Source organism: Bacillus sp. MYb56 (genome assembly GCF_002976445.1).
Taxonomy (GTDB): domain Bacteria; phylum Bacillota; class Bacilli; order Bacillales; family Bacillaceae_G; genus Bacillus_A; species Bacillus_A mycoides.
In genome coordinates this window covers 1-16,006 of the sequence record NZ_PCOH01000023.1, presented here as the reverse complement: position 1 = coordinate 16,006, position 16,006 = coordinate 1, and the positions used below count along the sequence as shown (strand labels likewise).

The 16,006-nt window shown below is 38.4% G+C and carries 15 protein-coding genes; 12 read left to right on the top strand and 3 right to left on the bottom strand.

Annotated features, from left to right (window positions below):
• Positions 1 to 190: 190 nt before the first annotated feature.
• The 10 genes from pyrR to pyrE all read left to right on the top strand — a co-directional run bounded on the left by pyrR (position 191) and on the right by pyrE (position 11,833).
• Positions 191 to 733 (top strand): bifunctional pyrimidine operon transcriptional regulator/uracil phosphoribosyltransferase, encoded by a 543-nt coding sequence (gene pyrR / locus CQ058_RS22540; RefSeq protein WP_001156489.1) that lies wholly within the window; start codon positions 191 to 193, stop codon positions 731 to 733.
• 146 nt (positions 734 to 879) lie between these two features.
• Positions 880 to 2,172 (top strand): uracil permease, encoded by a 1,293-nt coding sequence (gene uraA, locus CQ058_RS22535; protein ID WP_002190517.1) that lies wholly within the window; start codon positions 880 to 882, stop codon positions 2,170 to 2,172.
• Between the two features lie 147 nt (positions 2,173 to 2,319).
• Positions 2,320 to 3,234, top strand: coding sequence for an aspartate carbamoyltransferase (pyrB, locus tag CQ058_RS22530; RefSeq protein ID WP_002128846.1), 915 nt, complete (start codon positions 2,320 to 2,322; stop codon positions 3,232 to 3,234).
• Entirely contained in the window at positions 3,218 to 4,504 is a 1,287-nt protein-coding gene (gene pyrC / locus CQ058_RS22525; protein ID WP_002088243.1) for a dihydroorotase, read from the top strand. The genes pyrB and pyrC overlap by 17 nt, the downstream gene beginning before the upstream one ends.
• Complete coding sequence (locus CQ058_RS22520; protein WP_002121861.1) at positions 4,501 to 5,598, top strand: carbamoyl phosphate synthase small subunit; 1,098 nt, start codon at positions 4,501 to 4,503, stop codon at positions 5,596 to 5,598. Before pyrC ends, CQ058_RS22520 begins: the two co-directional genes overlap by 4 nt.
• Positions 5,583 to 8,801 carry a carbamoyl-phosphate synthase large subunit gene (carB, locus tag CQ058_RS22515; RefSeq protein WP_002165154.1) on the top strand — a complete coding sequence of 1,073 codons (3,219 nt, stop codon included), beginning with the start codon at positions 5,583 to 5,585 and terminating at the stop codon, positions 8,799 to 8,801. Before CQ058_RS22520 ends, carB begins: the two co-directional genes overlap by 16 nt.
• A complete protein-coding gene (gene pyrK, locus CQ058_RS22510) occupies positions 8,798 to 9,577 on the top strand; it encodes a dihydroorotate oxidase B electron transfer subunit (protein WP_002088239.1) in 780 nt (259 codons plus the stop codon). The genes carB and pyrK overlap by 4 nt, the downstream gene beginning before the upstream one ends.
• Positions 9,574 to 10,503 carry a dihydroorotate oxidase B catalytic subunit gene (pyrD, locus tag CQ058_RS22505; RefSeq protein WP_002088238.1) on the top strand — a complete coding sequence of 310 codons (930 nt, stop codon included), beginning with the start codon at positions 9,574 to 9,576 and terminating at the stop codon, positions 10,501 to 10,503. The genes pyrK and pyrD overlap by 4 nt, the downstream gene beginning before the upstream one ends.
• Positions 10,488 to 11,204 (top strand): orotidine-5'-phosphate decarboxylase, encoded by a 717-nt coding sequence (gene pyrF / locus CQ058_RS22500; RefSeq protein WP_000083510.1) that lies wholly within the window; start codon positions 10,488 to 10,490, stop codon positions 11,202 to 11,204. The genes pyrD and pyrF overlap by 16 nt, the downstream gene beginning before the upstream one ends.
• On the top strand, positions 11,201 to 11,833 hold the full coding sequence (pyrE, locus tag CQ058_RS22495; protein ID WP_000711455.1) for an orotate phosphoribosyltransferase: 633 nt from the start codon (positions 11,201 to 11,203) through the stop codon (positions 11,831 to 11,833). Before pyrF ends, pyrE begins: the two co-directional genes overlap by 4 nt.
• A 42-nt stretch (positions 11,834 to 11,875) precedes the next feature.
• On the opposite strand, the gene CQ058_RS22490 is transcribed toward pyrE, so the two are convergent.
• The 3 genes from CQ058_RS22490 to CQ058_RS22480 form a co-directional block, all read right to left on the bottom strand.
• Positions 11,876 to 12,553, bottom strand: coding sequence for an HAD family hydrolase (locus CQ058_RS22490; RefSeq protein ID WP_002014703.1), 678 nt, complete (start codon positions 12,551 to 12,553; stop codon positions 11,876 to 11,878).
• A gap of 22 nt (positions 12,554 to 12,575) precedes the next feature.
• Positions 12,576 to 12,830, bottom strand: coding sequence for a YbeF family protein (locus CQ058_RS22485; protein ID WP_002190515.1), 255 nt, complete (start codon positions 12,828 to 12,830; stop codon positions 12,576 to 12,578).
• A 167-nt stretch (positions 12,831 to 12,997) separates the two neighbouring features.
• Entirely contained in the window at positions 12,998 to 14,383 is a 1,386-nt protein-coding gene (locus tag CQ058_RS22480; RefSeq protein WP_002190514.1) for a hypothetical protein, read from the bottom strand.
• Positions 14,384 to 14,547: 164 nt separating this feature from the next.
• Here CQ058_RS22480 and CQ058_RS22475 point away from each other — a divergent pair, with 164 nt between their 5' ends.
• Entirely contained in the window at positions 14,548 to 14,913 is a 366-nt protein-coding gene (locus tag CQ058_RS22475) for a YoqO family protein (RefSeq protein WP_002128842.1), read from the top strand.
• Positions 14,914 to 15,621: 708 nt separating this feature from the next.
• Positions 15,622 to 16,006, top strand: a 385-nt coding sequence (locus tag CQ058_RS22470; RefSeq protein ID WP_142396391.1) for a helix-turn-helix domain-containing protein, incomplete at its 3' end; no start/stop codon positions are given.

Here is a 16,006-nt window from a genome sequence, read left to right as displayed (position 1 = left end):
AAGAAAACTGAGATACTGACAACAGTTAAATAATGATCCTTTAACACAGCCCCGTGAGGTTGAGAAGGTAACGGTTTGAAATACTTAGGGTATGTTGTACCCTTTTTTCAAAAGTCCTCTCGCACACGCTGAGAGGACTTTTTTTATACCATTACTCTCACGCAAGAAAAAAAGCTTGGAGGTGTAGAGCATGCAAGAGAAAGCTGTCGTTTTAGATGACCAAATGATTCGCCGCGCTTTAACACGAATTAGTCATGAAATCGTGGAACGAAATAAAGGTGTCGATAATTGTGTTCTTGTCGGAATAAAAACACGTGGAATTTTTATTGCACAACGTTTGGCAGAACGAATTGGTCAAATTGAAGGAAAAGAGATGGAAGTAGGAGAGTTAGATATTACGTTATATCGTGATGATTTAACACTACAATCGAAACATAAAGAACCACTTGTAAAAGGTTCTGATATTCCTGTAGATATTACGAAGAAAAAAGTTATCCTTGTGGATGATGTGTTATATACAGGTAGAACAGTTCGAGCAGCAATGGATGCTCTTATGGATTTAGGTAGACCATCACAAATCCAATTGGCTGTTCTTGTTGATAGAGGTCATCGTGAATTACCAATTCGCGCTGATTATGTAGGAAAGAACATTCCAACATCTAGTGAAGAGCGTATCGAAGTTGATTTGCAAGAGACAGATCAACAAGATCGAGTAAGCATATACGATAAGTAAAGCCCTTTTAAATGTAGTCCTGTGAGGCTGCCAAAGGGTCTTGGCTTTCATATGTCAAATTTGGCATACGAAAGTGTAGGACTCTTTGTGCACAGGCACAAAGAGTTTTTTTATTGCAAAAATTAAAACTGAAGGAGGATGTAACAATGGAGCAAAGGCCAGTGTTAGACATTCATGAAGTACCGAAACCGGGAAAATGGTTATTATTAAGTATACAACATTTGTTCGCGATGTTTGGATCAACAGTGCTTGTTCCGTTTTTAACAGGACTGAATCCATCAGTAGCTTTAATATCAAGTGGATTAGGAACGCTAGCGTTTCTTCTAATAACGAAAGGTCAAGTACCAGCATATTTAGGATCATCATTCGCCTTTATTGCACCAATTATTACAGCGAAAACAGCAGGTGGACCTGGAGCAGCGATGCTTGGAGGAATGCTTGCGGGACTTGTTTACATCTTAATCTCACTCGGAATTAAGAAATCTGGGTCAGAATGGATTATGAAATTACTTCCGCCAATCGTAGTTGGGCCAGTCGTAATGGTAATCGGTTTATCTTTAGCACATACAGCAGTGAACATGGCGATGAACGGTGCGGATGGTAAGTATAGCATTACACACTTTTCAGTAGCATTAGTAACATTAGCAATTACAATCATTTGCTCCATATTCGGGAGAGGATTTTTCAGTATCATACCAGTGCTACTTGGAATCATCGGCGGGTATATATTCGCTTACTTCCAAGGGCTAGTAGATTTAAAGCCAGTAGCTGAGGCAAAATGGTTTGTCATACCAGACTTCACAGTACCGTTTGTAACATATACTCCGGAGTTTTCATGGAAAATTGTACTCTTAATGGTGCCAGTTGCACTTGTAACAATTTCAGAACATATCGGACATCAAATTGTACTTGGAAATGTTATTAAAAGAGATTTAATTGAAAAACCAGGTTTACATCGTTCAATCTTCGGTGATGGGATAGCAACATTGATCGCATCACTAATAGGAGGACCACCGAATACAACGTACGGTGAAAACATCGGTGTGCTAGCAATTACGAGAGCATACAGTGTATACTTATTCATCGGTTCAGCAGTGTTCGCAATCATGTTTGGATTTATCGGGAAGATTTCAGCACTGATTCATTCGATTCCAACACCAGTTATGGGTGGTGTATCAATCTTACTCTTCGGTGTAATCGCATCAAGTGGTTTACGTATGATGGTAGACGATAAAACAGACTTAGGTGACAAACGAAACTTAATGATTGCATCAGTTATACTAGTAATCGGTATTGGCGGAGCGGTACTGCACGTAGGTGAATCGTTCCAAGTAGAAGGAATGGCGCTAGCAGCAATTGTAGGTGTACTATTAAATCTACTACTACCAGAGACAAAACAAACAAATAAAACAAAACAATCTAAGCAGATTGCTTCATAAAAATAACCTTTTAATTCAGTCCTGTGAGATAGAAAAGGGTGGCTACTTTAACGCACCCTAGTCTCAAAGACTAGGGTATTTTTATACAGTTATTGTTATATAAATTCAATGGTGTTATCATAAAAAACAGAAAGATGAGGGATGACGATGAGCCATTTGTTAACGATGAGTGAATTATCGGAACAAGAAATTTCAGAAATCCTAAAAGACGCAGAAGATTTCGCGAATGGAAAAGAGAGAAAAACGACAGAGCAAACATTTGTTGCGAACTTGTTCTTTGAGAATAGTACGAGGACGAGATTTAGCTTTGAAGTTGCTGAGAAGAGATTAGGACTTGAAGTATTAGACTTTTCCGCAGATGCATCTAGCGTACAAAAAGGAGAAACTTTATACGATACGATAAGAACACTAGAATCAATCGGAACAAAAGCGGTAGTCATCCGCCATGAGCAAGATCGTTACTTCGATGAATTAAAAGATCAGGTGAATATCCCAATCTTGAACGCTGGAGATGGATGTGGAAATCATCCAACGCAATGTCTACTCGATCTTCTAACAATTAAACAAGAGTTTGGAAGATTTGAAGGTTTGAAGATTGCAATAGTTGGGGATGTTCGTCATAGCCGAGTAGCACGTTCTAATGCAGAAGCATTAACGAAACTGGGCGCGACAATTTACTTTGCAAGCCCAGAAGAGTGGAAAGATGAAGAGAACACATTTGGAACGTACAAGAGTTTAGATGAACTTGTTCCAGAAGTGGATGTGATGATGTTACTTCGTGTACAACATGAGCGTCATGACCATTATGAAACAGACATTATGAAAGAGTATCACGAGCAACATGGGTTAACAGTTGAAAGAGAAAAACGTATGAAAGAAGGAAGCATTATTATGCATCCAGCCCCTGTAAACCGTGATGTTGAAATTGCGAGTGAACTTGTCGAGTGTGAACGCTCACGCATATTCAAGCAAATGGAAAACGGGGTCTACGTAAGAATGGCTGTACTAAAACGCGCATTACCAAATGTATTAGGAGGAATGAAACATGAATTATTTGTTTAAAAATGGTCGTTATATGAATGCAGAAGGAACAATTGTAGCAACAGATCTTCTCGTACAAGACGGTAAAATTGCGAAGGTAGCAGAAAATATTACGGCAGATAATGCTGAAGTAATCGATGTAAATGGAAAGTTAATCGCACCTGGATTAGTAGATGTACACGTTCATCTTCGTGAACCAGGTGGTGAACATAAAGAAACAATTGAAACAGGAACACTTGCAGCAGCAAAAGGTGGATTTACTACAATTTGCGCAATGCCAAACACACGCCCAGTACCAGATTGTAAAGAACATATGGAAGACCTGCAAAAGCGTATTAAAGAAAAAGCACATGTAAATGTATTACCATATGGAGCAATTACAGTACGTCAAGCAGGTTCTGAAATGACCGATTTTGAAACGTTAAAAGAACTTGGAGCGTTTGCTTTCACTGATGATGGCGTAGGCGTGCAAGATGCAAGTATGATGTTAGCTGCAATGAAGCGTGCATCGAAATTAAATATGGCAGTTGTTGCACACTGTGAAGAGAACACACTTATTAATAAAGGATGTGTACATGAAGGGAAGTTTTCTGAGAAACACGGATTAAACGGTATCCCATCAGTATGTGAATCCGTACATATTGCCCGGGACATCTTACTTGCGGAAGCTGCAAATTGTCACTACCACGTATGTCACGTAAGTACAAAAGGATCTGTACGTGTAATCCGTGACGCGAAACGTGCTGGAATTAAGGTGACAGCAGAAGTAACACCGCATCACTTAGTATTATGTGAAGATGATATCCCATCGGCTGATCCTAACTTTAAAATGAATCCACCGCTTCGAGGAAAAGAAGATCATGCAGCGTTAATTGAAGGACTATTAGATGGAACAATTGATATGATCGCAACTGACCATGCACCGCATACTGCAGAAGAGAAAGCGCAAGGGATTGAAAGAGCACCGTTCGGAATTACTGGTTTTGAAACAGCATTCCCGCTTTTATATACAAACCTTGTGAAAAAAGGAATCATTACATTAGAGCAACTGATTCAATTCTTAACAGAAAAACCAGCTGACACATTCGGTTTAGAAGCAGGGCGCTTAACAGAAGGTAGAACAGCTGATATTACAATTATCGATTTAGAACAAGAAGAAGAAATTGATCCAACAACATTCTTATCAAAAGGAAAAAACACACCATTCGCAGGTTGGAAATGCCAAGGTTGGCCGGTTATGACAATCGTTGGTGGTAAGATCGCATGGCAAAAGGAGAGTGCATTAGTATGAAAAGACAACTTATCTTAGAAGATGGAACAGTATTAATTGGAAAAGGTTTCGGAGGAGAAATAGAAAAGTCAGGTGAGGTTGTATTTACAACTGGGATGACTGGATATCAAGAAACTTTATCTGATCCATCATACTGCGGTCAAATCGTAACATTTACGTATCCATTAATCGGAAACTACGGCATTAACCGTGATGATTTTGAATCAATTCACCCATCTGTAAATGGTTTAATCGTAAACGAAATTTGTGATCATCCATCAAACTTCCGTAATGAAATTTCGTTAAATGATTACTTGAAAGAAAGAAATATCCCAGGATTAGCAGGAATTGATACGAGAAAATTAACAAGAAAAATTCGTCAATATGGAACTTTACGCGGACGTCTTTGCAATATGGATGTGGATGTAGAGGACATCGTTAGCCAATTGAAAGCAACTGTCTTTACAGATCATGTGAAACGCGTATCAACAAAAGATCCATATCCAAGTCCAGGCCGTGGACACCGAGTTGTACTTGTAGACTTCGGAATGAAACATGGTATTTTACGAGAATTAAATAAGCGTGATTGTGATGTGATTGTTGTACCTTACAATACAACAGCAGAAGAAATTCTACGCCTTAGCCCAGATGGAATTATGTTAAGTAATGGACCTGGGGACCCAAAAGATGTACCAGAAGCAATTGAAATGTTAAAAGACATTATTGGTAAAGTTCCTTTATTCGGGATTTGCCTAGGACATCAATTGTTCGCCCTGGCATCTGGTGCGAATACAAGTAAGTTAAAATTCGGTCACCGTGGTTTAAATCATCCAGTAAAAAATCTTGCAACTGGAAAAGTAGCAATTACATCTCAAAACCATGGTTACGCAGTAGAAGAAGAATCAGTTGGAAATACAGAACTGGAAATTACACATGTTGCTTTAAATGATGGAACAGTAGAAGGTCTTCGTCATACGAAGTTCCCGGCATTTACAGTGCAATACCATCCAGAAGCTTCTGCAGGTCCAGAAGATGCAAATGATTTATTCGAAGATTTCTTAGCAATGATTGAAAACTTCAAGAAAGAAGGGGAAGAGTTATGCCAAAACGCCTAGACATTAACACAATTTTAGTAATCGGATCAGGACCAATTGTAATTGGGCAAGCAGCAGAGTTTGATTACTCTGGTACACAAGCTTGTCAATCTCTTAGAGAAGAAGGTTACAAAGTAATCCTTGTTAACTCTAACCCAGCAACAATTATGACAGATACTGCAACAGCAGATAAAGTATATATAGAACCATTAACATTAGAATTCGTAAGCCGTATCATTCGTAAAGAACGTCCAGATGCACTCCTACCAACATTAGGTGGTCAAACAGGCCTAAACATGGCTGTTGAACTTGCGAAATCAGGCATACTTGAAGAGTGCGGAGTTGAAATTTTAGGAACAAAATTATCAGCAATCGAGCAAGCCGAGGATCGTGATTTATTCCGTACATTAATGCAGGAATTAAATGAACCAATTCCATCTAGCACGATTATTCATACGCTGGAAGAAGCACATGAATTTGTAAAAGAAATTGGTTATCCAGTTATTGTTCGCCCAGCATTTACAATGGGGGGAACAGGTGGCGGAATCTGTAATAATGAAGAAGAACTAATTGAAATCGTATCAGGTGGATTAAAACATAGTCCAGTAACACAATGTTTATTAGAAAAGAGTATTGCCGGTTGTAAGGAAATTGAATATGAAGTAATGCGTGATTCGAATGATAACGCGATTGTAGTATGTAACATGGAAAATATCGATCCGGTTGGGGTTCACACAGGTGATTCTATCGTTGTAGCACCGAGCCAAACATTAAGTGACCGTGAGTATCAAATGTTACGAAACACTTCATTAAGAATTATTCGTGCATTAGGAATTGAAGGTGGATGTAACGTTCAGCTTGCACTTGATCCACATAGCTTCCAATACTATGTAATCGAAGTAAACCCGCGTGTGAGTCGTTCGTCTGCACTAGCATCTAAAGCAACTGGATATCCAATTGCGAAGCTAGCGGCGAAAATTGCAGTCGGTTTAACATTAGATGAAATTATAAACCCAGTAACACAAAAAACATACGCTTGCTTCGAGCCAGCATTAGACTATGTTGTTTCAAAAATTCCACGTTGGCCATTTGATAAGTTTGAATCAGCAAACAGAACACTTGGTACACAAATGAAGGCAACTGGTGAAGTTATGTCAATCGGACGTAACTTAGAACAATCATTATTAAAAGCGATCCGTTCTTTAGAGCTTGGCGTTTATCACCTAGAGTTAGACCACTTAAAAGAGCTTGATAAAGAAACGATGAAAAAGCGTATTATAAAAGCTGATGACGAGCGTCTGTTCGTTGTAGCAGAAGCGATCCGTCAAGGTGTAACGAAAGAAGAAATCAACGAATGGTGTGAAATGGACTTCTTCTTCTTACAAAAAGTTGAAAATATCGTAAACATGGAACGCGAAGTAAAAGCGAATGTAGGAAATATGGAAGTGTTACAATCTGCGAAAGAAATGGGCTTCAGTGACCATTACATCGCCAATGCTTGGAACAAAACAGAGCGTGAAATTTACGATATGCGTAAAGAAAGCAATATGACTCCTGTTTATAAGATGGTAGATACTTGTGCGGCAGAGTTTGAATCTGCAACACCATACTACTACAGCACATATGGTGACGAGAATGAATCGATTGTAACAGATCGTAAGAGTGTAGTTGTACTAGGATCTGGTCCAATCCGTATTGGTCAAGGTGTTGAGTTTGATTATGCAACAGTTCACTCTGTATGGGCAATAAAAGAAGCTGGATATGAGGCAATTATTGTTAATAACAACCCAGAAACAGTTTCAACAGACTTCAGTATTTCTGACAAATTATACTTTGAACCATTAACAATCGAAGATGTAATGCACATTATCGATTTAGAAAAGCCAGAAGGTGTTATCGTCCAATTCGGTGGACAAACGGCAATTAACTTAGCGGCTAAATTAGAAGCACACGGTGTAAAAATCTTAGGAACATCACTTGAAGATTTAGACCGTGCAGAAGATCGTGATAAGTTTGAAGCAGCTTTAACAAAGCTTGGTATCCCGCAACCAGTTGGTAAAACAGCAACGACTGTAGAGCAAGCAGTAGCGATCGCTGACAAAATTGGTTACCCAGTATTAGTAAGACCATCTTACGTACTAGGTGGACGTGCGATGGAAATCGTATATCGTCAAGAAGAATTACTGCACTACATGAAAAATGCGGTTAAAGTTCACGCAGATCACCCAGTATTAATCGACCGTTATATGGTTGGTAAAGAAATTGAAGTAGATGCAATTTCAGACGGTGAGAATGTATTCATTCCAGGTATTATGGAACATATCGAACGCGCTGGAGTTCACTCTGGGGATTCAATTGGAGTATATCCACCACAGAGCTTATCTGAAAAACTAAAAGAACAAATTATTGAACATACAATTGGGCTTGGAAAAGGTTTAAACATTGTTGGATTACTAAACATTCAGTTTGTAGTATTCAAAGATGAAGTGTATGTAATTGAAGTAAATCCACGTGCGAGCCGTACAGTACCATTCTTAAGTAAAATTACAGGCGTACCGATGGCAAATATCGCAACGAAAGTTATTTTAGGTCAAAACCTTGTAGAACAAGGATATGGAACTGGCTATCACCCAGAAGAGAAGGAAGTGTATGTAAAAGCACCGGTATTCTCATTTGCGAAACTACGCTCAGTTGATACAACATTAGGGCCTGAAATGAAATCAACAGGGGAAGTAATGGGTAAAGATTTAACGCTTGAAAAAGCATTATATAAAGGACTTGTTGCTTCAGGAATTAACATTCCAACGCACGGATCAGTAATCATCACTGTAGCGGATAAAGATAAAGAAGAAGCGCTGGAAATTGCAAAACGCTTCCATGAAATCGGCTATAACTTATTAGCAACAGCAGGAACAGCACAATCGCTAACAGAACAAAACATTCCGGTGCAAGTTGTAAACAAAATTGATTCTGAAGACTACAACTTACTTGATATTATCCGTCAAGGGAAAGCGCAGTTTGTAATCAATACATTAACAAAAGGAAAACAACCAGCGCGTGATGGTTTCCGCATTCGCCGTGAATCAGTAGAAAATGGTGTGGCTTGCTTAACATCACTTGATACAACGAGAGCAATCTTGAGAGTATTAGAATCTATGACATTCTCAGCTCATTCAATGAAAGAAATTACGCAAACGAAGCGTCACGAGGTGGTACATGCATGATGCAAAAGCAAAATATGATCGTCGTTAACCAAAAAGAAATCGCAAAAAACATTTACGAATTAGTGCTTCAAGGGGATTTAGTGCAGCAAATGAACGATCCAGGACAGTTTGTACACATTAAGGTAGCAGAGGGCATTACGCCCCTTCTGCGCCGCCCAATTAGTATTTGTAATGTCGATCAAGACAAGAACGAATTTACAATGCTATATCGTGCGGAAGGACAAGGGACAAAAACATTAGCGAAAAGAAAACAAGGTGAACTTGTAGATGTGTTAGGACCACTTGGTCATGGATTTCCTGTAGAAGAAGCGGAATCTGGACAAACGGCTCTATTAGTTGGTGGGGGAATTGGTGTACCACCACTATATGAATTGTCACAGCGTCTTGTAGCAAAAGGAGTACGCGTTATTCACATCTTAGGTTTCCAAACGAAAGATGTTGTCTTCTATGAAGAGAAATTCGCAGAACTTGGTGATACGTATGTTGCAACAGTTGATGGTACACATGGTACAAAAGGGTTTGTAACAGATGTAATCGATAGCTATGGAATTGACTTTGACATTCTCTACTCATGTGGACCTTTAGCGATGCTTCGTGCATTAGAAGGACGCTATAAGGAGAGAAAAGCCTACATTTCATTAGAAGAACGTATGGGCTGTGGTATCGGAGCATGTTTCGCATGTGTATGCCATTTGCAAGCAGATCCGAGTGGACATTCTTACAAGAAGGTGTGTAGCGACGGACCAGTATTTCCAATCGGGGAGGTTGTACTATGAACAGATTGCAAGTTGAATTACCAGGGTTATCATTAAAAAATCCAATCATCCCAGCATCTGGTTGCTTCGGATTTGGTCGTGAGTATGCACAGTTCTATGATTTAAGTGTACTTGGATCAATTATGATTAAAGCGACAACAGAACAACCTCGTTATGGAAACCCAACGCCTCGTGTTGCTGAAACACCAGGCGGAATGCTAAATGCAATCGGGCTTCAAAATCCTGGATTAGAAAAGGTAATGAATTCTGAATTACCTTTTCTCGAGCAATTTGATCTTCCGATTATTGCAAACGTTGCGGGTTCACAAGCTGAGGATTACGTAGCGGTTGCGAAGGCGATTTCAAAGGCACCTAATGTTCATGCGCTAGAATTAAATATTTCTTGTCCAAACGTAAAAACGGGTGGTATCGCTTTTGGTACAAATCCTGAAATTGCTGCTGATTTAACGAAGCGAGTAAAAGAGGTTTCTGAAGTACCGGTATATGTGAAATTGTCACCGAACGTGGCAAACATTGTGGAAATTGCAAAAGCAATTGAAAATGCGGGTGCGGACGGTTTAACGATGATTAATACATTGCTTGGTATGCGTCTAGATTTAAAAACTGCAAAACCAATTTTAGCAAACCGTACGGGCGGACTATCCGGGCCTGCGATTAAGCCAGTAGCAATTCGTATGGTACATGAAGTAAGTCAAGCTGTTAACATTCCGATCATCGGAATGGGTGGTATTGAAACAGCGGAAGATGTAATTGAATTCTTCTATGCGGGTGCAAGCGCGGTTGCAGTTGGAACGGCGAACTTTATCGATCCGTTCGTATGTCCGACAATTATTGAAGAATTACCAGCATTACTAGATGAATTAGGATTTGATCATATTTCGGAATGTCAAGGAAGGAGCTGGAAGCAAACATGTCACAGTCGTTAATCGTTGCACTAGATTTTCCAGGGAAACAAGAGGTAGAACAATTCTTACACCACTTTGAAGGGGAAGAGTTATTTGTCAAAGTTGGTATGGAGTTGTTTTACAAAGAAGGTCCTGCAATTATTACGTACTTAAAAGAAAAAGGACATAAAATCTTCCTAGATTTAAAACTTCATGATATTCCGAATACGGTAAAAAGCGCTATGCGTAGCCTAGCTAGTCTAGATGTAGATATGGTAAATGTTCATGCTGCTGGGGGAAGCAGTATGATGAAAGCTGCGATTGAGGGATTAGAGGAAGGTAAGCAAGAAGGAAAAGAGAGACCGATTTGTATTGCCGTTACACAATTAACAAGCACTTCGGAAGCTATGATGAAAAAAGAGATTGGCATTGAGAAAACGTTAGAAGAAGCGGTTGCTCATTATGCAAAATTAACGAAAGAAAGTGGACTTGATGGCGTTGTTTGTTCAACACTTGAAGTACCAAAATTACGTGAAGTATGCGGAAATGAATTTGTAACAGTAACACCGGGGATTCGTCTTGCAAGCGATGATGTAAATGACCAGGTGCGCGTAGCAACACCGAAACGTGCGAGGGAACTTGGCTCAAGCTACATCGTAGTTGGACGTAGTATTACAAAAGCAGAAAATCCGCTTGAAGCGTATAAAACAGTAAAACAACAGTGGGAAGGTGTAACAGTATGAAAAAAGAAATCGCATCGCATTTATTAGAAATTGGAGCAGTATTTTTACAACCGAATGATCCATTTACTTGGTCTTCTGGTATGAAATCACCAATTTATTGTGATAATCGTTTAACTTTATCTTATCCAAAAGTACGCCAAGCGATTGCAGCTGGATTAGAAGAGTTAATTAAAGAGCACTTCCCAACTGTAGAAGTTATTGCAGGAACAGCAACTGCTGGTATTGCGCACGCTGCATGGGTAAGCGATCGTATGGATTTACCAATGTGCTACGTACGTAGTAAAGCAAAAGGTCACGGTAAAGGGAACCAAATCGAAGGAAAAGCTGAAAAAGGTCAAAAAGTAGTAGTAGTAGAAGACTTAATTTCAACTGGCGGTAGTGCAATTACATGTGTAGAAGCACTTCGCGAAGCTGGCTGTGAAGTATTAGGAATCGTATCAATCTTCACGTACGAGCTTGAGTCAGGAAAAGAGAAACTAGAAGCAGCAAACGTAGCATCATATTCTTTAAGTGATTACAGTGCATTAACTGAAGTTGCAGCAGAAAAAGGTATGATCGGACAAGCTGAAACGAAAAAATTACAAGAGTGGCGTAAAAATCCAGCTGACGAAGCTTGGGTTACAGCGTAATACGAAAAAAGACGACTGCGGGGGGAAACGCGGTCGTTTTTTTTATATCATTGTTAAAAATTCATGTAAAGAACATATAGTAGGAACAGCGCACTTGAGTTGCGAGTTATCCCGATTTAACCATATCCCTTGCATTCCAGCTGCTGTACTACTAATTGCATCAGTTTCTAATCGATCGCCAATATAATAGCAGTCTTGCATTTCAAGATTCGATTGTAATACGGCTCTGTGAAATATTTCAGGGTCTGGTTTCGATATACCAATTTCACTAGAAGTAAAAATATATTTGAAATATTGTAGAATGTTTAGAGCTGTTAATTTTTCGATTTGTTGTTCATAGTCACCATTACTAATGATACCTAACGAGTATCCTCTTTGCTGCAAAGTTTGCAATGTATAGAGGACATCTTCAAACGTGGTCCAGTTCTTCTTATATAGTTCTATATATTGATTGAATCTGTGCTGAGATTCCTCGAGTGATAAGTTTACTTCATATACTTTAAATAAATGAGACATTCGCAACCTTTGTTGGTCTTGAAAAGATAATTCTTTGGATAAAAATTTATTGAAATATTGTTCGGATAATTCATGCCATAGTTTCGTAGCCTCTAATTCGTTTCCTGAGAAAATATCATTATACTTTTGGAAGAAATGTGAGATACCATTTTTCTCAGCAGTGTCGTAATCAAGTAAAGTTCCATCGATATCAAAGAAAATCATAGTAAAATCTCCTTACTAGTAACTACTTAGCGTTTTCTACAACTTCATATCCTCTCACAAACAAGAGAGTCATATAAGAAACAATAAATGAGAAGATGCTGTACATACCAATCCAAAAGAAAAACTTTGGGGTAAAGGCGAAAACACCTATTATTAAAAAACTAGCAAACGTTACAATCGGCATTACGTAATACGTTTTCGTTCTACGTGTTCCCATAACAGAAACGATAAAGATAAGTAATGGACAAATTAATAAGACGAAAATCAATTCATTCATAGTTATGTCCCCTTTTCTAATTGCAGTAATCTGTTTTCCGTAAACATTTTGAAATAAATACTCTCCTAATATAATTTCGCTAAGTAATAACTAATCCCTTTTGAAAACGAGTAATTCATGATGAATTTTACAAGAAAAAAACGTAAGCAAGAGAACACTTGCTTACGTTATAAAATAAACATCGCAACGATTGTGGTGACAATTAAGCCAATCACAACCGGTAAAAAGTTTCGGCGTGCAAGTTCAAATGGATCCACCTTACAAATGGCAGCAGCAGGAATAAGCGCCCAAGGAATTAACGTCCCGCCCCCGGTCCATATAGCTGCAATTTGTCCGAGAGCTGTTAATGTAGCGGTCCCATGCCCAAGCGCTGTTCCGAAAAGATTGGCAATTGAACCAGCAAGTGAAATGCCGGAAAAGCCAGATCCATCTAATCCTGTTATGGCACCAACGATAGTTAATGTTCCAGCTGATACATATTGGTTTAAAGGAACAGTTTGAGATAAAGCGATTCCTAAGTCGTTAATGATTCCGTGTGAACCTTTCGGTAAATAGTCTCCGATGATTTTCACAAAGCCGCTATCTCCTAAATAAAAAAGTGCAGCAATTGGAATGACTGGTCCGAAAATTTTAAATCCAAATTGAAGCCCTGCTATAAAATAATCGGTCGTTTTATTTAGTCCATGTCCTTTGTAGGTGATGAGAGAAATGATGATAATCATAATAACAGTCGTCCCGCCGATAAGTGCAGTTGCGTCGCTTCCTTGTAGTTTAAATTGAATCATGCAAAGAATATCTATGGCATATACGATCGGAATACAAATAGCGAGCCATTTTTTTGTCTGAGGAGATAATGAAGTGAGCGTTTTAGAAGACTCAGTTGATGGAGTAGATTCTTGTATAGATAAGCCTATATGAAATTCTTTTCGTAAGAAGAAAAATGCAACGGAAGTTGTTACAATACCCATAACAATAACGAGGGGAACACTGGCTGAAACAACGCTGGAAACAGGAAGACCAGCAGCGTCTGCAGTTAATTTCGGTGCACCTTGAATTACGAAGTCACCAGATAAGGCGATGCCGTGTCCGAATAAGTTCATAGCAATGGCAACACCAATTGGCGGAAGGCCAACGCGTACAGCGACGGGTAATAAAATAGCCCCCATTAAGGCGACAGCTGGAGAAGGCCAAAAGAAGAAAGAAATTGTCATCATTAAAAGTCCGATAATCCAATAGGCGAGGGTAGGTGTACGAATCATTTTTGTAAATGGTGAAATCATCGTATCATTTATGCCGGTATGAACGAGTAGATTGCTCATTGATACGATAATGGAGATGATTAATATAGTTGGTAATAGCTCAGTAATGGCGTAAATGAAACTGTGAAAAATACCGCTAATAGCAAGAGGGATAGAGCTTGTAGCGGTTAATGCTAATAAAAAGATAAAAACGATACAAATAATCGTCGTATCTTTCCGGAGAATAAAAAAGGTAATAATAGTGAGTAAACAAAGAATATAGAGAGCGTGCAACAGCGTTAATTCAACTCCCATAACATTCACATCCTTTAGGCATTCGTGTAGTTTATTGTATGAAAGCAGTGAAAGTATGTGAGTATAGGAAAAAGAAAAAGTGAAATTTCATGTACTGTAATGGTAAGAATAGTAAATGGATGTTACAATACAATTAATCCTAAAAATGGAATTTGAGGGGGCATATGCGCAAACAAATTGGATTTTGGGGATTCATCCTCTCTTGTAGTCTATTAATCATTTTAAATCTGTTCACAAACAATGAATGGATCAGTATCATACCTGTTTTCGGGTTTGTATTTGTACTTTTATATAACTGGGATGATATGAAACAATATAGCAAGAAAAGTATTGGAATTATGATAGGTATCATTGTTGTTAGTTCGTTTGTCGTAGGTTTTATTTTAATAGAAGGTCAGAAGCAAATGGAGAAAATGTCTATTTTTCAACAATGGTTGTCGTCTGCAAAAGCTCTTTATCTTGTAATTGTAGTTGTTATTTTGCTAAGAATTGTTATAAGTATAGCAAGTTACATATTAAAGAAGAAGTAGAATGGGGGAGTACGAATGAGAGAGAAAATAGGGTAACTAACTGTTACGATTTATTTAACCAATTATAACCAAAGTTAATTAAATATATCAGTAAGCCCTGCTAGTCAAGTGATTGGCTAGTAGTGAGGGTTAACTGCGGGCAATCCCTAAAGCTGATTGAACTACAACGTGGCTAGAAATAGCGAGCGTGAATGTCGCGAAAGCAGAAAAAATCAATCAGATCGTGCAAGGTTAAATCCTAAACATTAGAACAATGGGTCTTCCGCCTCGAATCATCTAAGTCAAAATGGATAAGATGAACGTTCAACGACTATCTCGTATAACTGACGAGAGTACATCACAAGCCTATGGTGGTGGAAAAATCCTCTATCTTTAAGTAGATAAACATATAGTCTGCGCTCATGTGAAAACATGAGAAGTTCATAAGAGAACTGGCTAAGGAATTGCGCCCTTAGTTGAACAAGATAAATTTTATTGAATCTATCAAACTTTATTGAAAATATCGAACGTACGTTCTATGTTAGGTTCAATGAGGTGAGAATAATAATGAAATTTTCACGAGTTAGTCAAGTATCGGAATTAACAGGTTTGTATCCTAGTAGTCTTTGGAGAATGCTGATGGAACACGCTACTATTCAGAAGGATCAATCTTTCGTTATCTAAAAGGTGAGTGCTCGAATAATCGCACAGTAAAGGAGTAGGCTTCTGATGATATTGGCGAAGAAAGTTAGACTGATTCCAACGCCTGAACAAGAAAAAGTGCTTAGAAACCATGCTGGTGCTGCAAGATTCGCTTATAACTATTGTAAAAGAATGAGTGATAGATATTATAAGCTATTTGGAAAATCTGTTTCACAGTTAGCTTTACAGAAACGATTTACAAAGATCAAGAAGCGAAAGAGATATGAGTGGTTAAATGACATCAACGCACAAGTTCCCAAACAGGCTTCAAAAGATTTTGATACGGCGAGGAAACATTCGTTCAAAAAGTACAAAAATGGTTATCACACTTCTTATAAATCTAAAAAAGATTTAATCCAAGGATTTTATGCCAATTATGAAAGACTGATTATAGGAAAGAAAGTAGTTGATA